The sequence below is a fragment of the Acidobacteriota bacterium genome (genome assembly GCA_016716435.1).
GTDB lineage: Bacteria > Acidobacteriota > Blastocatellia > Pyrinomonadales > Pyrinomonadaceae > OLB17.
The window spans coordinates 202,791-223,557 of the sequence record JADJWI010000003.1; the positions used below are offsets into that span (position 1 = coordinate 202,791).

The 20,767-nt window shown below is 53.5% G+C and carries 30 protein-coding genes; 4 read left to right on the top strand and 26 right to left on the bottom strand.

Features of this window, described 5'->3' with window-relative positions; all coding sequences use genetic code 11:
* Positions 1–35 precede the first annotated feature (35 nt).
* From katG to IPM21_04090, 3 genes are all read left to right on the top strand, one after another.
* Complete coding sequence (katG, locus tag IPM21_04080; protein ID MBK9163079.1) at positions 36–2,267, top strand: catalase/peroxidase HPI; 2,232 nt, start codon at positions 36–38, stop codon at positions 2,265–2,267.
* A 300-nt stretch (positions 2,268–2,567) separates the two neighbouring features.
* Positions 2,568–3,341: a hypothetical protein gene (locus tag IPM21_04085; GenBank protein MBK9163080.1), complete on the top strand. Its 774-nt coding sequence runs from the start codon at positions 2,568–2,570 to the stop codon at positions 3,339–3,341.
* A gap of 272 nt (positions 3,342–3,613) precedes the next feature.
* Positions 3,614–4,381, top strand: a complete 768-nt coding sequence (locus IPM21_04090) for a hypothetical protein (GenBank protein MBK9163081.1) — start codon at positions 3,614–3,616, stop codon at positions 4,379–4,381.
* 82 nt (positions 4,382–4,463) lie between these two features.
* On the opposite strand, the gene IPM21_04095 is transcribed toward IPM21_04090, so the two are convergent.
* From IPM21_04095 to IPM21_04120, 6 genes are all read right to left on the bottom strand, one after another.
* Entirely contained in the window at positions 4,464–4,952 is a 489-nt protein-coding gene (locus IPM21_04095; protein MBK9163082.1) for a demethoxyubiquinone hydroxylase family protein, read from the bottom strand.
* Positions 4,953–5,143: 191 nt separating this feature from the next.
* Positions 5,144–5,608 (bottom strand): hypothetical protein, encoded by a 465-nt coding sequence (locus IPM21_04100; GenBank protein ID MBK9163083.1) that lies wholly within the window; start codon positions 5,606–5,608, stop codon positions 5,144–5,146.
* 93 nt (positions 5,609–5,701) lie between these two features.
* The gene (locus IPM21_04105) at positions 5,702–6,277 is read right to left on the bottom strand and encodes a DUF4256 domain-containing protein (protein MBK9163084.1); all 576 of its coding nucleotides are present in this window, start codon (positions 6,275–6,277) and stop codon (positions 5,702–5,704) included.
* A gap of 8 nt (positions 6,278–6,285) precedes the next feature.
* Entirely contained in the window at positions 6,286–6,594 is a 309-nt protein-coding gene (locus IPM21_04110) for a hypothetical protein (protein MBK9163085.1), read from the bottom strand.
* 59 nt (positions 6,595–6,653) lie between these two features.
* Entirely contained in the window at positions 6,654–7,511 is an 858-nt protein-coding gene (locus IPM21_04115) for an energy transducer TonB (GenBank protein ID MBK9163086.1), read from the bottom strand.
* A 4-nt stretch (positions 7,512–7,515) separates the two neighbouring features.
* The gene (locus IPM21_04120; protein ID MBK9163087.1) at positions 7,516–7,725 is read right to left on the bottom strand and encodes a DUF433 domain-containing protein; all 210 of its coding nucleotides are present in this window, start codon (positions 7,723–7,725) and stop codon (positions 7,516–7,518) included.
* A 196-nt stretch (positions 7,726–7,921) separates the two neighbouring features.
* Between IPM21_04120 and IPM21_04125 the strand changes: the two genes are divergently transcribed.
* Complete coding sequence (locus IPM21_04125) at positions 7,922–9,235, top strand: PQQ-dependent sugar dehydrogenase (protein ID MBK9163088.1); 1,314 nt, start codon at positions 7,922–7,924, stop codon at positions 9,233–9,235.
* A gap of 96 nt (positions 9,236–9,331) precedes the next feature.
* Here IPM21_04125 and IPM21_04130 read toward each other — a convergent pair whose 3' ends face one another.
* From IPM21_04130 to IPM21_04225, 20 genes are all read right to left on the bottom strand, one after another.
* Positions 9,332–9,799: an SRPBCC family protein gene (locus tag IPM21_04130; protein MBK9163089.1), complete on the bottom strand. Its 468-nt coding sequence runs from the start codon at positions 9,797–9,799 to the stop codon at positions 9,332–9,334.
* A gap of 34 nt (positions 9,800–9,833) precedes the next feature.
* Complete coding sequence (locus IPM21_04135; GenBank protein MBK9163090.1) at positions 9,834–10,226, bottom strand: DoxX family protein; 393 nt, start codon at positions 10,224–10,226, stop codon at positions 9,834–9,836.
* Positions 10,227–10,307: 81 nt separating this feature from the next.
* Complete coding sequence (locus tag IPM21_04140) at positions 10,308–10,790, bottom strand: TonB family protein (GenBank protein MBK9163091.1); 483 nt, start codon at positions 10,788–10,790, stop codon at positions 10,308–10,310.
* Between the two features lie 63 nt (positions 10,791–10,853).
* Positions 10,854–11,270 (bottom strand): hypothetical protein, encoded by a 417-nt coding sequence (locus IPM21_04145; GenBank protein ID MBK9163092.1) that lies wholly within the window; start codon positions 11,268–11,270, stop codon positions 10,854–10,856.
* A gap of 197 nt (positions 11,271–11,467) precedes the next feature.
* On the bottom strand, positions 11,468–11,809 hold the full coding sequence (locus IPM21_04150) for a type II toxin-antitoxin system VapC family toxin (GenBank protein MBK9163093.1): 342 nt from the start codon (positions 11,807–11,809) through the stop codon (positions 11,468–11,470).
* A 78-nt stretch (positions 11,810–11,887) separates the two neighbouring features.
* Entirely contained in the window at positions 11,888–12,112 is a 225-nt protein-coding gene (locus IPM21_04155) for a hypothetical protein (protein MBK9163094.1), read from the bottom strand.
* Positions 12,113–12,158: 46 nt separating this feature from the next.
* Positions 12,159–12,761, bottom strand: a complete 603-nt coding sequence (locus IPM21_04160) for a dihydrofolate reductase family protein (GenBank protein ID MBK9163095.1) — start codon at positions 12,759–12,761, stop codon at positions 12,159–12,161.
* A 10-nt stretch (positions 12,762–12,771) separates the two neighbouring features.
* Positions 12,772–13,284 (bottom strand): DUF4304 domain-containing protein, encoded by a 513-nt coding sequence (locus tag IPM21_04165; GenBank protein MBK9163096.1) that lies wholly within the window; start codon positions 13,282–13,284, stop codon positions 12,772–12,774.
* 79 nt (positions 13,285–13,363) lie between these two features.
* On the bottom strand, positions 13,364–13,789 hold the full coding sequence (locus IPM21_04170) for a DUF1801 domain-containing protein (protein ID MBK9163097.1): 426 nt from the start codon (positions 13,787–13,789) through the stop codon (positions 13,364–13,366).
* A 3-nt stretch (positions 13,790–13,792) separates the two neighbouring features.
* Positions 13,793–14,293 carry an SRPBCC domain-containing protein gene (locus IPM21_04175; GenBank protein MBK9163098.1) on the bottom strand — a complete coding sequence of 167 codons (501 nt, stop codon included), beginning with the start codon at positions 14,291–14,293 and terminating at the stop codon, positions 13,793–13,795.
* A gap of 14 nt (positions 14,294–14,307) precedes the next feature.
* The gene (locus IPM21_04180; GenBank protein ID MBK9163099.1) at positions 14,308–14,637 is read right to left on the bottom strand and encodes a winged helix-turn-helix transcriptional regulator; all 330 of its coding nucleotides are present in this window, start codon (positions 14,635–14,637) and stop codon (positions 14,308–14,310) included.
* Between the two features lie 160 nt (positions 14,638–14,797).
* Positions 14,798–15,433, bottom strand: a complete 636-nt coding sequence (locus IPM21_04185; GenBank protein MBK9163100.1) for a hypothetical protein — start codon at positions 15,431–15,433, stop codon at positions 14,798–14,800.
* Positions 15,434–15,517: 84 nt separating this feature from the next.
* The gene (locus IPM21_04190; GenBank protein ID MBK9163101.1) at positions 15,518–16,150 is read right to left on the bottom strand and encodes a hypothetical protein; all 633 of its coding nucleotides are present in this window, start codon (positions 16,148–16,150) and stop codon (positions 15,518–15,520) included.
* 161 nt (positions 16,151–16,311) lie between these two features.
* Positions 16,312–16,644 carry an XRE family transcriptional regulator gene (locus IPM21_04195; protein ID MBK9163102.1) on the bottom strand — a complete coding sequence of 111 codons (333 nt, stop codon included), beginning with the start codon at positions 16,642–16,644 and terminating at the stop codon, positions 16,312–16,314.
* A complete protein-coding gene (locus IPM21_04200) occupies positions 16,623–16,952 on the bottom strand; it encodes a type II toxin-antitoxin system RelE/ParE family toxin (protein MBK9163103.1) in 330 nt (109 codons plus the stop codon). The genes IPM21_04195 and IPM21_04200 overlap by 22 nt, the downstream gene beginning before the upstream one ends.
* A 184-nt stretch (positions 16,953–17,136) precedes the next feature.
* Positions 17,137–18,033 carry an alpha/beta hydrolase gene (locus IPM21_04205; protein MBK9163104.1) on the bottom strand — a complete coding sequence of 299 codons (897 nt, stop codon included), beginning with the start codon at positions 18,031–18,033 and terminating at the stop codon, positions 17,137–17,139.
* A gap of 194 nt (positions 18,034–18,227) precedes the next feature.
* Positions 18,228–18,443, bottom strand: a complete 216-nt coding sequence (locus tag IPM21_04210; GenBank protein ID MBK9163105.1) for a type II toxin-antitoxin system HicB family antitoxin — start codon at positions 18,441–18,443, stop codon at positions 18,228–18,230.
* 2 nt (positions 18,444–18,445) lie between these two features.
* A complete protein-coding gene (locus tag IPM21_04215; protein ID MBK9163106.1) occupies positions 18,446–18,634 on the bottom strand; it encodes a type II toxin-antitoxin system HicA family toxin in 189 nt (62 codons plus the stop codon).
* Positions 18,631–19,731 carry an aminofutalosine synthase MqnE gene (mqnE, locus tag IPM21_04220; GenBank protein MBK9163107.1) on the bottom strand — a complete coding sequence of 367 codons (1,101 nt, stop codon included), beginning with the start codon at positions 19,729–19,731 and terminating at the stop codon, positions 18,631–18,633. Before mqnE ends, IPM21_04215 begins: the two co-directional genes overlap by 4 nt.
* Before the next feature lie 14 nt (positions 19,732–19,745).
* Positions 19,746–20,732, bottom strand: a complete 987-nt coding sequence (locus IPM21_04225; GenBank protein ID MBK9163108.1) for a class I SAM-dependent methyltransferase — start codon at positions 20,730–20,732, stop codon at positions 19,746–19,748.
* Positions 20,733–20,767 lie beyond the last annotated feature (35 nt).

Here is a 20,767-nt window from a genome sequence, read left to right on the forward strand (position 1 = left end):
TTTCAAAATACAAACCAAGAGGAACGACAAAAAAGATGGGAAACAACGAAGTAGAAAACCAAGGCGAAGCGTTTGAGATAAATGAATCGAGCCGCTGTCCGTTTACGGGTGGTTCTATCGGCTTTACGACCAGCACAAAGCGATCCAATAGCGACTGGTGGCCGAATGCGTTGGATCTAGGGATCCTCCGGCAGAATTCGGAACTGGCGGATCCGATGGGCAACGACTTCAATTACGCGGAAGAGTTCAAGTCGCTTGACCTCAACGCCGTGATGGAAGACCTCAAGGCCCTGATGACGGATTCGCAGGACTGGTGGCCGGCGGATTACGGTCACTACGGCCCGTTCATGATCCGCATGGCATGGCACGCGGCCGGTACTTACCGTGTTGCGGACGGCCGCGGCGGTGCGGGCAATGGCGAGCAGCGTTTTGCCCCGACCAATAGCTGGCCGGACAACGGCAACCTTGATAAGGCACGCCGCCTACTGTGGCCGGTCAAGCAGAAATACGGCCGCAAGCTTTCGTGGGCAGACCTCTTCGTCCTGGCCGGCAACGCCGCTCTCGAATCGATGGGCTTTAAGACGTTTGGCTTCGGTGGCGGCCGTGCAGATGTTTGGCATCCGCAGGAAGATACTTACTGGGGCTCCGAGGGCGAATGGCTTGCCGACAAACGTTACACCGGCGACCGTGAGCTTGAGAACCCGCTCGCAGCCGTCCAGATGGGGCTGATCTACGTCAACCCCGAAGGCCCGAACGGCAACCCTGACCCGCTCGGTTCGGCCCGCGATATCCGCGAAACCTTTGGCCGGATGGCGATGAACGACTATGAAACCGTCGCACTTACCGCCGGCGGCCACACCTTCGGTAAAGCACACGGTGCCGGCGATGCGGCCCATGTTGGCTCGGAGCCGGAAGGCGCCCCGATCGAGGCTCAAGGCTTCGGCTGGCTGAGCACCTACGCCTCCGGCAAGGGTGCCGATACGATCACGAGCGGCATCGAAGGTGCCTGGACACCGACGCCGATCCAGTGGGACAACAGCTATTTTGAGACGCTCTTCGGCAACGAATGGGAGCTGACCAAGAGCCCGGCGGGAGCAAATCAGTGGCGTCCGGTCAATGTCGAACCGAACGTGCCCGACGCGGCCGACCCGAACAAAAAGCATCTACCGATGATGACCACCGCCGATATGGCGATGCGGATGGACCCGGCATACGAGAAGATCTCTCGGCACTTCATGGAGAATCCGGATGAACTGGCCGACGCCTTTGCTCGTGCATGGTTCAAGCTTACGCACCGCGACATGGGCCCGAAGGCCCGGTATCTTGGTTCGATGGTTCCGGCAGAGGAGCTCATTTGGCAGGACCCGGTCCCGGCCGATTCGCGTTCGACCATTGATTCGTCGGATGTCGGCGTGCTCAAAGAAAAGATACTCAATTCCGGCTTGACCGTTTCGCAACTTGCATCGACCGCATGGGCGTCGGCCTCGACCTTCCGCGGGACGGACAATCGCGGCGGAGCCAACGGAGCCCGCATCCGCCTTGCGCCGCAGAAGAACTGGGAGGTCAACAACCCGTTCCAGCTTGGCACTGTGCTGGCGACTCTCGAGGGCATTCAGAATGAGTTCAATGCCTCGCTCGGCGGCGGCAAACGCGTTTCACTTGCCGACGTGATCGTGCTCGGCGGATGTGCTGCGGTTGAGAAGGCGGCAAGGGATGCCGGCTACGACGTCTCCGTGCCCTTCACACCGGGCCGCGGCGATGCAACGCAGGAAATGACTGAGGTCGAATCGTTCCAATATCTCGAACCACAGTCTGACGGCTTCCGCAATTACCGCAAGAGCCATCACAAGACGCCGGCCGAAGAAATGCTGATCGATAAGGCCGCACTTATGGGGCTGACCGCTCCGGAGATGACGGCACTCGTTGGCGGCATGCGTGTCCTTGATACGAACTGGGACGGCTCAAAGCACGGCGTTTTGACCGACCGCCCGGGCACGCTGACCAACGACTTCTTTACCAACCTGCTCGATATGAGCACGAAATGGGAGTCGGCAAACGGCGACGGCCAGGTCTTCAACGGCGTCAACCGCACGACCGGCGAACAGAAGTGGACAGGCACGCGGGTCGATCTAATCTTCGGCTCGAACTCGGAACTCCGCTCGCTCGCTGAGGTTTATGCCTGCGACGACGGCAAGGAAAAGTTCGTCCGCGACTTCATCGCAGCATGGGATAAGGTGATGAACCTTGACCGGTTCGATCTTGCCTAGTTTCTCTTGCCTGTTTTCTATTACAAGAAGCATCATTGGTGATAATCGCGTAGATGAAGGGGCGGGCCGGAAAAACGGTTCGCCCTTTTGCGCGATTTACAAAGTTGGTTTACAGATAGGACACGGTCTTATTTGGATGGCTTAAGCTATGTTCAAACTCGTTGTTTTTTTGGCCTTGATTTTGATAAACTCCCTGTTGATGGGCATCGCCGTTCCCTGAGCCGTTGTTTATTCCCCAGCACTTGCATTTGATTAGATGCAGGGTTAAGAGTCCCGGACAATCCTAGGAGAGGGAATTTTATGGAGGCTGTGAGATATCTATCGTTCTCGTTGCCGGTTTTGCTGTCCTTAAGTCTTACGCTGAAAACTCAGAAGTATGCGTCCGCGCACGAGGGTTTTGAGGGCCTCTCGCTTCAAATTTCTTCATCCAAGCAGAGTTTTGTCCAACTTGAGCCGATCCCGATAATCTTCAAACTTCGTAATAACACCAATCGCGAAATAGTGGGTCATGCGAATTTTCGATTCTCGTGCAATACCGTTGAAATTTACGTGCGCGACGCACAGCGAGCCGAGCGGAAGATCAAACAATTGTCCACGTATCGTTCACGATGCGTAGGAACTGAAAGTCCGATTCCAGATGGAGCACATATTGATGGTTTCGATGTTTTGAAGTTAGATCTGCTTCGGTATTTTGATCTGCCCGGGCATTACCAGATCAGGGCAGTGTTAAAAAGCACGACTAGTGATGCGAATGCACGATCTGGTTGGTACGATGTCACTATCGCCGCGCCACTTGCTAACGATCTTGATGCGCTTACTTTCTTGCAAGAAGAAACAGATACTGGAAGGGTTTTCTCCGAAATTGATAGCAAAGAGAGGGAAATGATCTTTGAGGATTTTTTGGCGAAGTATCCTGACAGTCCATATTCACCCTATATCCGATTGAACTTAGCGGAACGCCACACATTCTCGGGAAACAGACAGAATGCCTTAGTGGCTTTAGAGCAACTTGAGTCGGTCCAGAACTTCATATATGCACCAAGAGTAAAGGAACTTTTACGATCTCTTAGATGATATTATTCTGACTGACGGTCCGTCATCGGGAACTTGTTGCTCACTTTAAACGTCCGTGCGGGTTCGACGATTCGAGGCCAATATTGTTAACAAAGCTAAGGTTTGTGTCAGGAGTTTGCAGTATCAGTATTTCGACGGGGACACATCTCACCATTGTCGAGTTTTTATAAAATCCTGTTCGGAAATCTAGATCGGGAGTCGGTTTTTACCAGATAGAGCCTATATAAAGCCTAGTTTCAATATGAAAACTCGGGCTAACAATAATCAATGGAATGACGAAGACATGGGCACCCACAATCGTAATTGCTTCCGTTTTATTGACTAGCTTTGTTGTCTTGTCTGGTCAGCAAACATCGGGTCAGGATCTAGAATTTTCGTCGCTCTCACTGAGCGTTTCTACGACAAGAAGCTCGTTCCTGCTCAATGAACCAATACCGATTACTTTAGAGCTGAGCAACCGTACAGGAAATCCGATCCGCGGACACGGGACCCTGCGCTTCTCGTCTAACTTTGTTCAAATATATATTCGGACGCCTGATGGGGCAGAACGTGAAGTCAAGCCCTTATCACCAAACCGTATATTCTCAGTTGGGAAAGACAGTCTTATACCCCCTGGAACGCAGGTAAAGCATACCGAATTGTTGGGATTGGATCTGAACACGCATTTTCCGCTTGCCGGGAACTATCAGATCAAGGCCGTGCTGAAAAGTCGAGACGGTCGGCAGTTTATCTCAACGGATTGGACTTCTTTTGAAATTGCTAATCCAGAGGGTGAAAACTTAAGGGCACTTGAATATCTAAAAGAAAAGACCGATATTGCAAGAGTATTTTCCTCCCCCAAAACCGATGTTGATCATGTCGTTTATGAAGATTTCGTAAAGAGTTTCCCAAATACTCAATACACACCATACATCTGTCGAAACTTGGCGGAGCATTACAGATTTAAGGGATCAGGTGAAAAAGTGTCGCTATACTCCTCTTGCGTTAGTTCGTTCATTTGGTTTCCTGAACTAGGTTCAACTACAACCCTCCACAACTGACCACGGCAACACTCCCTCGTCGAAGGCCGCTTGCAGACAAGGCAAGGCGGCTCTCGAACGGCTGCCATTTCTTTTTTTTAGCTTAGCCCCAGCGGAAGACGCGCTTCATTGCGGGCAGCATCCTGTGGTCGGCGACGACACTGCGGAAAAACTCTTCGTGCTCGACCTCGACCCGGGCCATGTCGATAAGGTCGGCCACGCAATCGTCCATCCCCAGTTCCCGTGCGAACGCTGCGGCGTCCTCGTATTCGATCGAGTTCTTGCTTTCGAGCCGGCCGGCGAAATACATCGGCATGAACCAGCCCGATATGTGGCAGGTCACCCCGAGCGTGCGGCCGATCATCCAAAAGACCTTTTCGCGCACCGGTTTGGGCTTTGCTCCGAGCTTCTCAAGCCACTCGCCTACGCGGCGGCGATGGTCCCATTCCTCTTCCTCGATCCGCTTGATCTTTTCCCTTTCCGGGCTGTCCTTGAGCGACTTCCAATGCCCGCGATATGCATACGCGGCCGCCACCTCGCCCGAATAGGCGTTCTGCAAAATGCGGATGAGGCGTGCTTTTGAATCGCTCATTCAGCTACTTCTTTGAGACTGGAAGTTCGTTCGCCATGGGAAAAAGTGTACGAGCACCATACTTGCGTTCAAGTATACGCCATTGCCATTTAATGACTAAAAACTTGATTTGCTGAAATCTCTTGCGGGAAACGCGAGCGCAAAAGAGCGGCCCGGGAAGGCCGCCATTTCTTTATAATATTGCTGCCCGATCATTCGAAGCTGAGAGCTTCGGTCTTTACCACCTTCCATCGCGGGGCCGACGTCGCGGCAAACTGCGTGCTCTCTTTTCGCGTCGGTTTTATGTTGTTCGGCGATCCGCAATCGGGACGTGGCGGCGGGACGTTGTAGCCGATAACGACGGTATCGAATTTGGCCTGCTCGGCGGTTCGTATAGGGGTTCGTTCAGCCACCGAACGCCGCGCCTTTCTTGAGTTATTGAAGGTGGCTCGCTCACTCGGCCTGACGCTTACTCGCTCGGGCTCTGTGGCGCTTTCCGGCGGATTTCCATCTTCGAGCCTCGTTTCTTCTTGTTGAACCGCCGCGGGGAGTGCGTTAGACAGAGCAGGGCGCAACTGTGCCACCTGCTTTTCGGCAGGCTGCTGCATTTGCAGATACAACATCAAAGCAAACTGCAGAACTCCAATTGTGACGATACCCAAAATCAGCTTGTACATCTTATTACCCCGTGCCGTCTTAAAGTATGTTCAACACTGTTAGTATAACAAACCGGGGGAAAGGTTGCACAATAAAACTGCGAAAAAGTTCGCCTAAACCCGCAGCGAACCGCGCCAGCCGCGGGCGGCGTAGTAGGATTCGGCGCCGTTGTGGTATGTCCAGATCGTTTCGTAGCGTCGGTCGCAAAACATAGCCCCACCGAGTTTGCGGACATCTTCAGACGTCAAGATCCAGCTTGAGGTCTTCAGGTCAAACTCGCCGAGCTTCTGCAGTTCTTTATATTCGGCTTCGGTCAGGACCTTGATGCCCATCTCGGCAGCCATGCCGATCGCACTGTGCTTTGGCTTGTGCTCTTTCCGCGAATCGAGCGCCGCCTGGTCATAGCAGACGCTCCGCCGCCCCTTCGGGCTCTCCGCCGAGCAATCAAAGAAAATGAACTCGCCGGTCTTCTTATCGCGGCCGACCACATCCGGTTCGCCGCCCGTCCGCTCCATCTCACCGAGCGACCAAAGCTTCCCCGCATCCGCCGCAAGCCGCTTCTCCACCTCGCCCCACTCGATCCCCTCATGGCGATGCATATTCGCCTCAAACCGTTTCTTGAGTTCGCTTAGCAACTCCTTTTGATCTGCTTGCGTCAATTTTTTCTGCGCACTCATGGTAGTTTTCATCCTCGATACTATTCGAGGTATGCGTCGTTCTCTAAGTAGTAGATCACACGTTCGACCACTTCATCGGTGGTCGTATTATCGCCTCGGGCTTCTAGGTCTTCGAGTAACTCATTAAGTAAGAAAATTTCAATGCAGTAACTAAATCCGGGGCAGTTTCGGCTAGCGAACTCATCGGGCTTCATTGCCTCCTCGTCTTCAGTCAACGCAAATAGGACGGCTTCGGAGGTTGGCAGGAATTGGCCATCAACCCGTTTGGCATATATGACCAGATCTTCGTTCAGCGACGAGCTACCGATAATCACGTCCGTCAAGTTCATCTTGTGACCAAACCAGACGAAGAAGTACAATGCGATCGTATTGGGGGCCGATCGCACCTCTAAGGCCGGAAATCGAAAGAGACCCAACCGGAGACTTTGGTGGGGACGCCCGAAAGAATTGTCGGCCCAAACTCCAGTCTCATGGCGGCTTCGATAGCGGCCTGGTGGAGTTCGGCCGGGCCGCGAATGATCTCGGCTGATATTACGGTGCCGTCTCCGCCAACAAGTATGCGGACATCGACCCGACCCGCTTGGCTTTTTGCGACACCCGACGGATACGGTGGATTCTTGAAGTTCCTTGCCCGTTTGTTCATCCAGCCCGCGGAGACAATGCGTTCCTTTGGCGGCGGGTTCGGGTCGCATGTGTCGATGCTTCCGCCGATGTTCTCGTAAACGCAGCGGCTAAAATCGGTTTGCCCGGAGACGTAAGGCCACAGCCCATTGCGGTCTTTTGCCAAGATCGCCTCAGCTTTGTCGCGATACATGATGGCATCCGTCTGTTTCTCTTCAAGCCTGGCCGAGATGGCAAGATGGCGATTGATCGAAACCGCACGACCGCGGCTGCGATTGTCGGTTCGCCCCTCTAACAACTTTAGATTTCTTGTCCTGATTTGAAATGCGAGGTCAGACAACGCAGGGCTGCCGTGAAGGTACGATTTGCTCGTAAGAAAAGCGGCGATCCAGAAGTGTTTATCGGCGTCGTCACCCAAATATTTCCAAAGCTCGCTCTCGAAATCCGTCCCGAGACGCATGCGTTCATCTTGGAAAACCTTCGATAGCTTGCCCTTATCGCCGGCAAATCCGCCTTTTTCCTCACGGACGGCCCTCTCGAAACTCTCGAACGGAACTTCTTGAGCAGCACAGACGCCCGAAAATATGAACAAGCACGCAAGCAGAATGAATAGATCTCTGATCATCGCCTCAATGTACCTTAAGTTTTTCTTGAAGAAGTTCGACAGCCTGTTCCCGCGTCACCGTTGGGAAATCAACAAGAAACTCCTCGAGCGAGTGGCCCGCAGCGAGGTAGTCGAGAAGGCTCTGTGCGGGGACACGTGTTCCTGTGAAGACCGCCGCCCCACTCATCACATCGGGCGAAACCGATACAACACTAGTTTCAATGGTTGTGATCATCCGCTCATTATAACGTATATACTTGGGGTTTTTATACATTCAAGTGATCCGGAGTTTAGGAGCATTCGCCCGGGCGGGTGGATTTGTTAGACTGGGAGAAACGGTTTCTGCGGCGTCGGCGCATCTGCCTGGGCGGGCGGGTGCGAAATTTATATAGACGAGCGGCCGCGGCCGATATCAAGGAGGAAATAATTCTATGAAGAGAACGCAATTTGTGATCGCATTGGCGGCTTCGGCGATTTTGGCTGGCACGGCGTGTGGGCAGCGGCCGAGCACCGAGCAGGCACCGGCGGCGGACCAGAAAACGGCGGCGGGACAATGCACGCCGCTTGAGACAAGGCCACCAAATGCTTCCGAGCAGAAGCCGGCATTTGCGGCGCAAACGCGTGTCTGTGGCGTGAAGACCGCAGCAGCCATTGAGGTGACGGTGCTGGCCAAAGGACTCGAGAACCCTTGGGCCGTTGAGCCGCTTCCCGATGGCAGCTTTCTGGTGACGGAAAAGCCGGGCCGGATGCGCATCGTTTCGGCCGATGGCAAGGTCGGCGACCCGATAGAGGGCCTGACGTCGGTAGCCCAAGGCGGAGTTTCAGCCGAAAGCGGACAGGGCGGATTGCCGCCGATAAGCGCCTCGCGACAGGGCGGCTTGCTCGACGTCGCGCTCAGCCCGACATTTGCGAAAGACCGCACCATCTTCTGGAGCTTTTCCGAACAGCGTGAGGGCGGCAGCGGCACATCGGTCGCCCGCGGCGTCTTGAGCCCGGACGGACGAAAACTCTCGGAGGTCCGCGTGATCTTCCGCGCGATGCCGACCTATAACAATGGCCTTCACTTCGGTTCGCGGCTCGCATTCGCCCCGGACGGCAAGCTCTTCATCACGCTCGGCGATCGCTTTGACCTGAGAACCATGCGGCCGCTTGCACAATCGCTTGAGGCCCACAACGGCAAGGTCGTCCGCATCAATCCGGACGGCACGGTGCCTACGGACAATCCTTTTGCCGGCAAGGAAGGCGCGTTAGGCGACATCTGGACCATCGGCCATCGCAATATCCAGTCGGCAGTTTTTGATGACCAGGGCAGGCTCTGGACGGTCGAGCACGGCGCCCGCGGCGGCGATGAGCTGAACATGCCTGAAAAGGGCAAGAACTACGGCTGGCCGGTCGCGACCTTTGGCCAGGAATATACCGGCCAGGCGATCTCAGGCGGCACGACCGCAAAAGACGGCACCGAGCAGCCGGTCTATTATTGGGACCCGGTGATCGCACCTTCGGGAATGGAGTTTTACACCGGAGCGGCCTTTCCGGAATGGAAGGGTAACCTCTTCGTCGGCGGGCTCGCCTCGCAGCGGCTCGTGCGCCTGGTGATGAAAGACGGCCGCGTCGCCGGCGAGGAGCATCTGCTGACCGACCGCGGCAGCCGCATCCGAGACGTCCGCCAAGGCCCGGATGGCTTTCTCTACGTCGTTACAGACGAATCGAAAGGCGAACTCTGGCGCATCGCCCCGAAGAAGTAGCTGACCGAAACGCGACTTTGTTAACCAACAAAAGACCTCGGCCCTATGCGGCTGAGGTCTTTTTCGTTGAGGCAATTTCGGCCGGTTGTTGTCTTCTTAAACTCGTCCCAGTTCACTCTCGAAGAAACTCTTCAGTGCCCGCAGGCGTTTTCGGGTTTCCCATGCGAAAACTGCCTGCATGAGCGGATGAAGAACCGGACGCAGCCATGCCGGGCGGGCTGTGAAATTTACTTTATAGATCACTTCCGAGTGAGCATCGTCGATCTTTGCGTGCCGTATACTCGCGGCAAAGGCGTCAAAGAACGGCGGTTGATTCAACAACTTGACGGCCGCGACCCGCCCTCGGTCAAACGAGACGTATTGAGTTCGCAGTGCGAAGATTCCCAACAATCCTTTCCCTCTGCACACGGAAATCGCGCCTAGACACGCTTCGTCAAATTCAGGTTCGAGATAGGCTTCTTTCAAGAGCGTGTCCCATTCGAGTCTGCGATCGTAGTTATGGATCAACGCAAACACCGCATCGGCCGAAGCAGGGATCGTCTCTCTTATTTCAGTCGTTGCCATGAAGCCCGTCGCTAATGCCGTGCGTTTTTATTGTTCAGCCGCCACTAGGGCTCGTCCCCGCGAGCCGTCGGCTTTCGGGCCGCAGGTACCAGGACGCGACCGTGAGCATAAGCAGCACCGCCGTCGGGAGCATCGTCGCAAAACCATCGCCGATCGCGATGTGCGAGAAGAACGCACCCGACGTGACGAAGAAAAACCCCGCATACGCCCACTCTTTCAGGAGCGGCATTCGCGGTGCGATCAAAACGATCACGCCAAGAATTTTCCAAACGCCGAGCAGCACCAGCAAATACCGCGGATACCCCAGCCGGCCAAAACTGTGCAAGACCTCCGGCATCTTGACGAGCTGCAGAACCGCACTCGCCAGCATGCCCACACACAGCCAAAGCGTCACCACCCAATAAACAACTACTCTCGGAACAGCCATAACCCATTATCGACCAAAATTCACCACAGAGTCACGGAGAGCACTGAGAAAGAACAAGCGAACACTTCTGAAATTCAGTCGTTACATATCAGGATGGAAATAGTACTTGATCGTCCGGCGGAATTTGATCGGACGGTTGCCACAGGTGACCTCGGGTCGATATTGCGACAGTTTGGCTGCTTCCAGTGCCGCCCTTCTCAGCATGCCGTTCCCTTCCCTGACTTTCGCAAAGACAACATACCCTTTCTCGTCGACAATGATGTCAACCAGGACTTCGCCGCTGATCTTAGATCGACGAGCGGTTTCCGGGTAATAGGGTTTGACTAGTTTTAACGGACAGCCATCCCAACAATGCCCCGCGATCTTTGGAAGGGGCTTTCCAAAGTTCTTAATTTGCTCTTCACGGATCGCCTTCGAACACGCCGCCACCGCTTTTTCATCTTCCGCAACATCGGCAAAGAGCTTTTTTCGTTCCTCTTTGGTCTGAACCTGAGCGTTACCGGGATTCACGGCAAAAGCCACAACCAGAACGACAGATAGATATTTCAGCGCTCGTACGTGCATTTATATCTTTAGACACCTTAGATCCGAAAAGGTTCCCGTTACCGGCTGGGGTTCTTCAAAATGTTATTGCTCGACAATCACAAAGTAGACGCTTTTGCCGGCAGCAATCGCGGCCCTGCATAGCTCGGCAAACTCAAGCAAGAACCCGGCAAGATCCATTCTGTTTACGTACGTATCCTGCCACGCACCTTCATCCCACCGTGCCGAAGCATAGAGTAAGTCTTCTTGCTCGGCCACTGCGACGTGCTGAATAAGTTTCGAGTCGATCTGGAAAAACTGGGAACCATCCGCAAGCTTTTCAGCAGTTGCGAGTGATCTCCGTTCTTCCTGGAGGAAGACCGACGACAAATAGTCGATCCGTTCCCGGCTGTAGTTGCCGCCGAGTTGCGTAGGAAGCTTGGCTATGTGGTCCAATACGTCATTGCCGGCTCGAAGTGCCGCAATTTCTTTTGGCTGAGCCGCAAGGAAATAGGTGAACATATTTAATCCGTCCGCGTAGCTCCAGTTTCAATCCTAAATTGTACTGCCGCTCACTGATCAAGAGCCCAGTCGCAATCGCTCCGGGTTCTGACCCGGCTACTCGGGCTGCTCGTTCCTATTCCCCATCTTCTTCGATCTGGGGTGCGCCGGTCTTCACATCGCCGTTGCGTTCGTAATTGGCGATGACAGCCAACGAGTTAGATTACGTCGTCCAGAATTACGACCTCGAGGTGTGACAATCTTTTGAAATTGGGATCGTTGGTAACGAAGTATCCGCAGCTTGCCGCCGTTGCTGTGGCGGCATGGATCGCATCCGGTGTCTTGAAGTTTTGTAGTGCTCTTAGTTCAGCGGCGGCCTTCAAGACATCTGTTGTGATCTCGAAAAGCTCGATTTCGGAAATAGTTAGCAACTTGGTATACGCCTGGACGAGCCTCTGATCGTTTTCCTTGATCGGCTTGACGATTGTTTCAAGCAGAGTCAGGTTACTGGTTACGACCTGTATTGAATCCTTGCGTACCGTAAGCCAAAACGATCTCAAAACAGGCCAATAATCGGCGTGTCTTTCGACGCTGTATATGAGCGGAGCGGTGTCAAAGCCGCGACGAAGGCGGAAATCTTAGTTGTCCCAAGAGTCCCGCTCCTTCGCCAAATATTTATCGACTTCGGCCGCATCGCCGAATACTCGTGCTCCGTTCAATCCTTCTATGATGCTGAGGCCCGAAAGCTGCTCTGCCGACTCTTGGATGGATTCTTGCTCAACGATTATCTTTGCAAGGCGCAGCCTTTCGTGCGGCGGCAAGGGCAAGATCGTGTTCTTATAAATAGTTTCAACGCTCGGCATAACGCCTTCATATTACCACAACCTCGCAGCTGTGAACTCTTAGTTTCTAGGCTTGTTTTTCGATCGTAGGCTCACCAGTCTTTACTTCGCCGTTGCGTTCGTAGTTGGCGATGATGATGCCGTTCGGGGTGACCTGGCCTTCGGTTAACTTGAAGGCCGCGGGGATGGTGCCGTGTTGGAACAAGCGTTTGCCGGTGCCGAGCGTGACGGGGAAGATCATCAGCTCGAGCCGGTCAACGAGGTCGGCTTTGAAGAGCGTCTGGAACATATCGGCACTGCCGAAAACGTGCAGATCGGGGCCGTCTGTCTCTTTTAGTTCGCGGACCTTCGCCGCGAGGTCGCCGCCGAGGAAAACGCTTGGCTGCCAGTCGCTCGACGTGCGGGTGTTCGACGCGACGTACTTGGTCGCCGTCATCACATTCGGCCAAAAGTGAGAATTCTCCGGCCAGTATGGCTCCCAAATGTCGAACGTCTTTCGCCCCAGCAGGAGATCGACCTCTTTCCCCAGCCGCTCCTGGATCACCGCCCCCGATTCTTCATCCGCATACCCAAAGAACCACCCGCCAAACTTGAAACCGTCGCCGTCATTCTCCTCGTTCTGAATGACCCCATCGAGCGTAATGAATTCTGCGGCGATTATTTTTCTCATGTTTCCCCTTCTAAAGTGAAGAATGATCCCTTAGCCAGCTCTCAAACTTCTCGGCGATTCGCAATTTTTTCAAGTGGTTTAGAATGTTCGTTTCGGAACGCATCTCGTCAAACCATGGAAAGGCGATCTCTTGAACGGTATCGGTCAGAATTGTTCCCACCTGACCTAGATCCGAGTCTGGCCGAAGGGTCCATGCGTTAATCGTAGGTTCGAGAACGCGACTAAATACCGTGCAGTCGTACTCACGGGGAAACTTCGACTTGAATTCCGTGCCTTGGTCTCGGTGAAATGCTTTCCAGTAGACGCCGAGATTGACATAAAATGACGCTTCCCAAGCATCATTCCATTGGCTCTTTTGAATATTGAGAACATCGATCGCATTCGAGCTGTCACGCCAAAAGTTCGCTCCGGATTTTCGAAAGCCCTTTTCTTTCATCATTGGCGCCAAATAATTCTTTGTTAATTCGTCGATGAGCTTTGATGGATGCCGGCCCGATGGGGGATCACCTCGCTCCGACAACATCTTTTCGACATTCTCACTAAATGATGGATTTAGCCTTCGTATTATCATATTCAATCGCGCTCAAGCATTAATAAGCTTCTTAATCAGTATTCTTAAACCCAAATCGAATTGCCGCTTCGAGGACGTCGGTGTTTATATCTTTTAGAGTTTTGAATCTGATGCAATAGCCGGTCACGGCCGCTTTGCCTAGGGTGCTGGCGTATGTTTCGGATAGGTATTTCTTGTCTTCGATACCGAGGATATAAACGGAGATCCCGGTCGTGTTCGCGCTCAAGCCGATCTGATAAAACTCCTTCGTTGTCCCGTTGGCGTATCTGATTGTGCGGAGGCCGTAACCGATATTTGGATTTGAGACGATCTTACCCGCTTCATTCTTGCCGTCGAGAAACCACAATTTACATCCCGGATTTACCTGCAGGATCATTTCGTGCAACGCTTGCATCTCGCTGCGTTTGGGCTCGGAATGCGACGCAATGTACGCTTTTATCTCGTTCTTTACGCTCATGTCCTACTCCTTCATTTCGGCAAGCAGGCCCTTGAGTTGGCCGAGTGTCATTGTGAAGCCTTCCTTGAAACCCATTTCGATCATCTTCTCTAAGCGTTCCAATGACTCGTTGTAGATCGAGACGGTTACCGTGGTCTTTCCGTTCTGCTCAAGAAAGTTCAGATCCCAATCGGAACCCGGGAGTTGGAGGTTCTCGTTCTCATCCGCAAACGCGTTGAACAGTTTGAAATTCGTCTTCGGAGTGATCGACGTGTACTTCTGCACCGACCAACGCTCCAAGCCCTCGGGGCTGACCATCGCGTAGAATCGCCGGCCGCCCTCGCGGAAATCCATTACCTTCGTCCTTGATATCCAGGGCTTCGGCGCCCACCATTGGTCGAGGAGTTCGGGTTTTGTGTAGGCATCCCAAACGAGGTCACGCTCTGCATCAAACTCTGCGGTGATCAAAACGGTCTTTGTCTCTTTGTTTACGATAAATTCCATGTCTACTCCTTTCACACGCATTGGGCGGTTCGCCCTTACTGACATGCGGGCTTCTGCATTTTCATGACCTCAAGCATCTCGTCAAGTTGCTCGTACCGCGTTTCCCATATCCTTCGGTATTGCTCAAGCCATTCGTCGATCTCCTTCATCTTGTCGACCTCGAGCAGGTAATAGATCTCGCGGCCACGCTGCTCCTGCGATACGACCTCGCATTCCGTCAGTATCTTTAGGTGTTTCGAGACCGCTTGCCGCGAGGTGTCAAAGTGCTCCGCGATCGCGTTCGGCGTCATCGCCTGCATCGCTATCAACGCAATGATCGCCCGCCGTGTCGGATCTGCAATAGCTTGAAATACGTCCCTTTTCATATTGACGGGCGCAAGTATGCAACCACACGGTTGCATATGTCAAATGCAACCGTTCGGTTTCGTGAAAATCTTATTGATACTTAAATTCAAGAGGCGACGTCTGCTATAGGCGGTGTCGCGTTCGACGGCTTCGATAAGCGTTCTTTTCCATATGAGCCGTTCACCGGCTGGGTGAGCCAAACTCTGCGGATATGGGCGACGATGTACAATTTGCGCACTTGAGCCGATAGGCATCGCCGCGAGTCACTTTGAGGATAGTCACTTGGAAGGTCGCGTCTCGCGAGTAGCGAAGAGAGTCTGGGTTCCCGGGTTCTTCAATGTCAAAAAAGAGCATGCCCGGTGGCGTGTGCTCTCCTTCGATAATCGAGGGGGCTTCATCGATCCGCACGAGTTTTCCATCTTTCAAAAAAGCGATCTTCCTATTAAACTCACCCTCAAATCCCTTTGCCGCCGGGAGGATTTTTTCTGCCTCTACGCCGAGGATACCGGCACGAAAAATGTACATTTCATCCCAGTCGAAGTTCGTCGCCTCTCCGATACTTATTTGGCACGGCTTCTCAAAATTGCAGGATCGGTTGATCAGAGCCCCGACGCTTTTATCGAACGAAGATAGACCGGGCTCGTAGCGGCAGGCGCCGCACCAGATCAACATATACGCGAAGACGATAAAACAGAGAGATCGCGACATCGTTAAACTCACTAATTGCTCAACCCAAAACTCAAGGACAAACTCACACTGCTGCCAAACGGTTGGAGATGGTGTCTCGCTCGACGGCTTCGAAACCGGCGTTTTCAACCAGAATCATGGGCTCTCTTCATGGCTTTGACTGAAAGGTTCTAGGTCTTGCCAAGCACGTCCGCTAAGCATAGCGCGACCACATTACAAGCCCCATTTCTTCTTCCAGTGTTCGGTACTTCCTTGTGAAACCATGTGATCGAAAACATGGTGTCCATTTTCTAGGAGGCTGTGGGCGTGCGGTAATGCATTGATGCATTTTACAATATCAGCCTGCGCAAGTTGGTTCGGATAAAGATTTTTGCGGTCGCTTGTTCGGTTATCAAAAACACAGGGAAACTTCCGAATCCAACGTTCAAAGCGACCACAAATTTTTGCAAGTTCCGGAAATGTCTTACGGAGATTGACGGTCGGAAACCATACCTCACCCGTCACCCAAAAACGATCTTCGCGAAGGTCTGGAAGTTTCAAGCCAGCCGATGGGGTTTTGTTCGAATCGACGATCTTCCGATCCTGATCGTTCTCCTGCCTTAGCCGACACAGAAACGCCTGTAACCAGGTTGCCGAATTCTCGGGATACTGCGATATATCGATCTTACTTGGATAGTATTCGATCTTTCCGATAGCCGGAAAGTAAAAGGCGATCTCGTGGCCGGTTGCCCCAAACTCAGTAACCTCCAAACCATCCGCAACCGGTACAGCTCCTGCATCCCTCAACCAATTAAGTACAAGGGGAAGGTCTTCGTCAGTAGCCAAAAATGTGTGTGCTGTTGCCATTCTGAGGGCCTAAATACTGCCGGGAGCGATGCAGGCTTACACGGTGTTTCTCTCTACGGCGCTAAAGCCGTATTTTTGATCCTGGTAATGATCTGTGATGATCTCGGCTTTGGTCATTTTCACTTCGCCTTCGGCGGCTGTGGGTGAGTTCGCCGCCGTATTCAGACGCTCGCTCTAACGGGTACGAAGGACACCTTTGTCTGGAAGCCGAGCGAGTAGAGTATCCTGAGCAAAAGGTCGCTTGAGACACCGGAGGTGTTGCCGTTAAGTATTGCGGTAAGCTTCGTCCGCGAGGTTCCTGCGAGTTTCGCAGCTTGTTCGTGAGTAAGTTTCTTTGCTTTGACGACGTCTTTTATCTTATCTCGAAGCTTTGCCCGGAATTCGATCTCGATCGCTTCTTGGGGCGTCAGATCGAGAATGTCGCAAAGCTCAAAAGCGTTCTTTGCAATATAGACTTCAGTTTCGCCACGCTTTATTGGTTTAACATTTCCCATAATCTTTTTTTCGCCGTCTCAAGTTCTTTCTGCGGAGTTGCCTGCGTCTTTTTGGCAAAGGCGTGAAAAACCAGAATTCCTTCTTCCGACTTCAAATAGTAGAAAACACGGTAGATACCGTCAGCGTCCTTGACCCGCAACTCGTAGGCTCCGACCGCGATCGTCGGCATCGGTCTCGCATCCGGCATCCCGATGTTCTCGCCACGCTGAAGGTCGAATAACAGTTCGCCGATGTTGATCCTAACGGCTTTGGTAAATCCCCTAATGATCTCTCTTGCCCTCTTGTGAAAGATAACGTCTTTATTCACATTCGCGGACTTTCCTATTGTCCCATATCGGGGACATTCATTTCAAGCAGCAACTTTCTCCACGCGGTTATACACCGTATCCCGCTCGACGGCTTCGAAGCCGGCGTTTTGGATCATGGTGATGATCTCGGCTTTGGTCATTTTCACTTCGCCCTCCGCGGCGTCGGCGTGGGTGTGGCGCCAGTTATGGTGCCGTTTCCAAAAGGAAGCGACGTATGGTCGAAACAACATCCTCGAAGACTTTTGGATCCCGAAAGAAGTAATGGTTAGTGCCGGGCAAAACGATGGCCTGGCCGTGCTTGACCTCCTTGCGGAAGCGTTCGATATTGCTCGACTGATACGGCCTTACGTCGGTCTCGATCCACTCCTCCATTCGTTTTCGCAAAGCGTCGTCCATCCCGGGACGTCCGGCCCAGTGCTTTTCGACCATTACGTAGAAGCTAAGGGCCGGGGCCTTGATCCGGCGATAGTCAGGATCGAATCGATCTCCATACGTGTTGTACTCTTCAAAGATCTTATCCTCTAAGGTCGGGGCCTCAGATGTCTTCTCGGCGATCTGCCGAGGGGCTCGTGGTTCGGTGGCCAAGAACTGTTCGCGACGGCCATACGCTGCATCTAGGAAAACGAGTTTCAGAGTTCGCTTCGGATACTTGGCGGCGAACATTAGCATTTCATTGCCGGCAAAGGAATGTCCGATCAGATGCACTTTATTGATCTTCATCTGGTCAATAAATCCCAATAGGTCCTTTGTAAGAGTATCGACGTCGTAGCCTTTCTCGGGCTTGTCCGATTCGCCGTGGCCCCGACGGGTCAGCGCCAAAACACGAAACCGATCGGTAAACTTCGGAGCGATCTCGTCAAAAACGTGAGCCGTATCACCGGCACCGGGGAGAAAGATCAATGCCTCTCCCGTTCCGCCCCAATCCAGATAATGTAGCCGAACGTTCTTGATGGTTACATAGCCGCTCAAGTGAGGCGACTGGTCATCGCCCTTTCCGCCTTGCTGTGCCAAGGTCGTCGAGGCCACCAAAAAGAAGACGGCAAAACTGGTCACTATCCGCCATGTTCTATGCGTTCTCATATTTTTGCCTTCTCGACCCGGTTGTAGACGGTATCCCTTTCAACTGCTTCGAAGCTGGCGTCTTCGATCATTTCGATGATCTCGGCTTTGGTCATTTTCACTTCGCCTTCGGCGGCGTAGGCGTGGGTTAGTTCGCCGCCGTCGGCAATGGTGCCTTCGAGGTCGACCGGGCCTGGGCCACGGCAACACGTCTACTACGCTGCCAAGACTTCGACGTAATCGCTTCTCGACATGGCCGGCGGAATCTGTGCGCCGGATTCGGTCAGGTCTTCGAGGTGGAATTCAATAGCTTCTTGAATTAGTTGCTTGACCTCTTCCTCAGTTTCGCCGACGGCTACACACCCCGGCAGGTCGGGAACATACGCACCCCAGCTTTCCTCACCCTTTTCAATTACAACCATGTATCGCATAACTATTTCTTCAATCCTGCCTGTTTCAAAACACTATTCAATGTTCCGACCGGCATGTCAATACTTTCTTTACCCGAAACCGTGACCGTTCCAGGTTTTGTTGTGTGGTGAAATTGCCGATGACTGCCACGAGTCCTTACCAGAACCCAGCCATCTTTCTCGATCAATTTTATTACATCCTTAACCTTCAAGCGGTTACGTTCTCCACGCGGTTGTAGACGGTGTCGCGTTCGATGGCTTCGAAGCCGGCGTTTTCGATCATGGTGATGATCTCGGCTTTGGTCATTTTTACTTCGCCTTCGGCGGCGTAGGCGTGGGTCAGTTCGCCGCCGTCGGTGATGGTGCCGTCGAGGTCGTTGGCGCCGAAGTGGAGGGCGGTCTGGGCGGTGCCTTTGCCGAGCATGACCCAGTAGGCCTTGATGTGGTCGAAGTTGTCGAGCATCAGGCGTGAGACGGCGATGGTCTTGAGATTGTCGATCGCGTCGGGGCCGGGCAGGCTGTCAAGCGCAGTGCCGGGCGGGTAGAACGCGAGCGGGATAAAGCACTGGAAACCGCCGGTCTTGTCCTGCTGTTCGCGGAGCCGAACGAGATGGTCAATGCGGTCCTCGATGGTCTCGATGTGGCCGTAGAGCATCGTCGCATTGGTCTTGAGCCCGGCCTTGTGGACCTTGCCGGCGAGCTCAAGCCAGCGATCGCCGTCGCATTTGTGGTCGCAGATGCGGGAACGCGTCGGTTCCGCAAAGATTTCGGCACCGCCGCCGGGGCAGGAATCCATGCCCGCGGCCTTGAGCTTTTCGATAACCTCTTCGTCGGTCATTTTGTAGAACCGGGCGAAGAAATCAAGCTCGACCATGGTGAGAGCTTTCAGATGCAGCTTCGGAAACTCACGCTTGAGCGACGAGAAAAGATCGGTGTAGTACTCGAACGGCAGCTTGCTATTAAGCCCGCCGACGATGTGCAGCTCGGTCGCGCCTTCTTCAACGGCACGCCGTGCAATATCGATACCTTCCTGCACGGAATACGTATAGGCGTCGTCCTGGCGAGCCCGGCGGTAGAATCCGCAGAATTTGCAGTCCGCTACACAGATATTCGTGTGGTTAAAATGGCGGTTGACGTTGTAATAAGTCACCAGGCCATGCTTCCGCCGCCGGACGGTATCGGCCAGTTTGCCGAGGGCGTTGAGGTCTGTGGTGTTGAACAGAGCGAGCCCCTCGTCAAAGCTCAGCCGCTCGCCGTCCTCGACCTTGAATGCGATGTCTATCAAATTTTTGTCAAATGAAAATTGCACGGTAATGATTGTCCTTAGATCAAATTGTTCTCACGTTTATATTCGTCAACTATCCTATTCAAGATTTCGACGCCATTCCGCGATCGCCGCACGGCTCGGTGTTCCGAGAGCCGCGACCGCAGTCGATGGATCGGGCGGATGAAAGGATGCCGCGACGAATAATGCGATAACTTCGTGTGTCCGTCAACGATCCGCCGAACCCGCCGGTAGTTTTCGGCTGAGGGCGTAAATTCGCTTTCGTTCTCGGACCTGCGGAAGATGGCCGTGACAACACCGCCGTCCGCCGACACGACCGACCGGAGCACCGAGAAACCGGCCTTTCTCGCCATTCCTTCAAGCGTGACCGGATTAAAATTGTAAAGGTGGGCCGCGTGGAACCTATGGAGCGGCGAATAGCACGTTGCTTCGACATTCGGCACCTCGATCACAACGATGCCGTTCTCGGTCAGTGCCTCGCGCAGCCGGCCGAGTGTTGCAAATGGATCGTCGAGATGTTCGAAGACATGATGAAGCGTTATCACATCAAGCGATGCGGGGGCCAGTTCCTGCTGCTGGATGAAGCCGCACTCGACCGGCGCGTTCAGTTTGGTGCGGGCGTAGGCGGCATAGCCCTCGTTCGGCTCGATCCCGATCGCGTTAAAGCCCATTGCACGTAGGAGAAAAACAAACTCGCCGCCGCCGGCTCCGACATCGAGAATGGTTCTATCTCGGTCGATATGCGGCTTAATGAAACGGAATCGGCTTACGGCGTTCGCCCCGGCCCGATGGACGTGTTTTGGTTTTGGAGTATATGTGCCCTTGTAGCTGATGCGATAGTCCTTTGAGTAATACTGCTTTATCTCAGCCTCATTCGGCCGCGGGTCGGTCCAGACCAAACCGCACTGCCGGCAAATGACCGTCCGCAAATAATTCTTGTCGCGGTCTACGGTGCTGAGCTCTTCTGAATCTTCCGAACCGCACAGATTGCATGAGATACTTTTGGTCGATGAGTCGGTCGGCATAGGCTTTGACTTGAACGCGGCAATTCGGGTCGCTT

Coding starts and splice junctions, on each gene's coding strand:
- IPM21_04165 (MBK9163096.1), bottom strand. CDS start 13,284: ATGTTGTCGGAGCGAGGTGATCCCCCATCGGGCCGGCATCCATCAAAG.
- IPM21_04115 (MBK9163086.1), bottom strand. CDS start 7,511: ATGATCAGAGATCTATTCATTCTGCTTGCGTGCTTGTTCATATTTTCG.
- IPM21_04120 (MBK9163087.1), bottom strand. CDS start 7,725: ATGATCACAACCATTGAAACTAGTGTTGTATCGGTTTCGCCCGATGTG.
- IPM21_04145 (MBK9163092.1), bottom strand. CDS start 11,270: ATGTTCACCTATTTCCTTGCGGCTCAGCCAAAAGAAATTGCGGCACTT.
- IPM21_04190 (MBK9163101.1), bottom strand. CDS start 16,150: ATGGCAACAGCACACACATTTTTGGCTACTGACGAAGACCTTCCCCTT.
- IPM21_04195 (MBK9163102.1), bottom strand. CDS start 16,644: ATGGGAAATGTTAAACCAATAAAGCGTGGCGAAACTGAAGTCTATATT.
- IPM21_04175 (MBK9163098.1), bottom strand. CDS start 14,293: ATGCGTGTGAAAGGAGTAGACATGGAATTTATCGTAAACAAAGAGACA.
- IPM21_04160 (MBK9163095.1), bottom strand. CDS start 12,761: ATGAGAAAAATAATCGCCGCAGAATTCATTACGCTCGATGGGGTCATT.
- IPM21_04105 (MBK9163084.1), bottom strand. CDS start 6,277: ATGAAAACTACCATGAGTGCGCAGAAAAAATTGACGCAAGCAGATCAA.
- IPM21_04130 (MBK9163089.1), bottom strand. CDS start 9,799: ATGGCAACGACTGAAATAAGAGAGACGATCCCTGCTTCGGCCGATGCG.
- IPM21_04110 (MBK9163085.1), bottom strand. CDS start 6,594: ATGAACTTGACGGACGTGATTATCGGTAGCTCGTCGCTGAACGAAGAT.
- katG (MBK9163079.1), top strand. CDS start 36: ATGGGAAACAACGAAGTAGAAAACCAAGGCGAAGCGTTTGAGATAAAT.
- IPM21_04140 (MBK9163091.1), bottom strand. CDS start 10,790: ATGCACGTACGAGCGCTGAAATATCTATCTGTCGTTCTGGTTGTGGCT.
- IPM21_04205 (MBK9163104.1), bottom strand. CDS start 18,033: ATGAGAACGCATAGAACATGGCGGATAGTGACCAGTTTTGCCGTCTTC.
- IPM21_04100 (MBK9163083.1), bottom strand. CDS start 5,608: ATGTACAAGCTGATTTTGGGTATCGTCACAATTGGAGTTCTGCAGTTT.
- IPM21_04135 (MBK9163090.1), bottom strand. CDS start 10,226: ATGGCTGTTCCGAGAGTAGTTGTTTATTGGGTGGTGACGCTTTGGCTG.
- IPM21_04125 (MBK9163088.1), top strand. CDS start 7,922: ATGAAGAGAACGCAATTTGTGATCGCATTGGCGGCTTCGGCGATTTTG.
- IPM21_04155 (MBK9163094.1), bottom strand. CDS start 12,112: ATGCCGAGCGTTGAAACTATTTATAAGAACACGATCTTGCCCTTGCCG.
- IPM21_04210 (MBK9163105.1), bottom strand. CDS start 18,443: ATGCGATACATGGTTGTAATTGAAAAGGGTGAGGAAAGCTGGGGTGCG.
- IPM21_04170 (MBK9163097.1), bottom strand. CDS start 13,789: ATGAGCGTAAAGAACGAGATAAAAGCGTACATTGCGTCGCATTCCGAG.
- IPM21_04085 (MBK9163080.1), top strand. CDS start 2,568: ATGGAGGCTGTGAGATATCTATCGTTCTCGTTGCCGGTTTTGCTGTCC.
- IPM21_04180 (MBK9163099.1), bottom strand. CDS start 14,637: ATGAAAAGGGACGTATTTCAAGCTATTGCAGATCCGACACGGCGGGCG.
- IPM21_04090 (MBK9163081.1), top strand. CDS start 3,614: ATGACGAAGACATGGGCACCCACAATCGTAATTGCTTCCGTTTTATTG.
- IPM21_04225 (MBK9163108.1), bottom strand. CDS start 20,732: ATGCCGACCGACTCATCGACCAAAAGTATCTCATGCAATCTGTGCGGT.
- IPM21_04095 (MBK9163082.1), bottom strand. CDS start 4,952: ATGAGCGATTCAAAAGCACGCCTCATCCGCATTTTGCAGAACGCCTAT.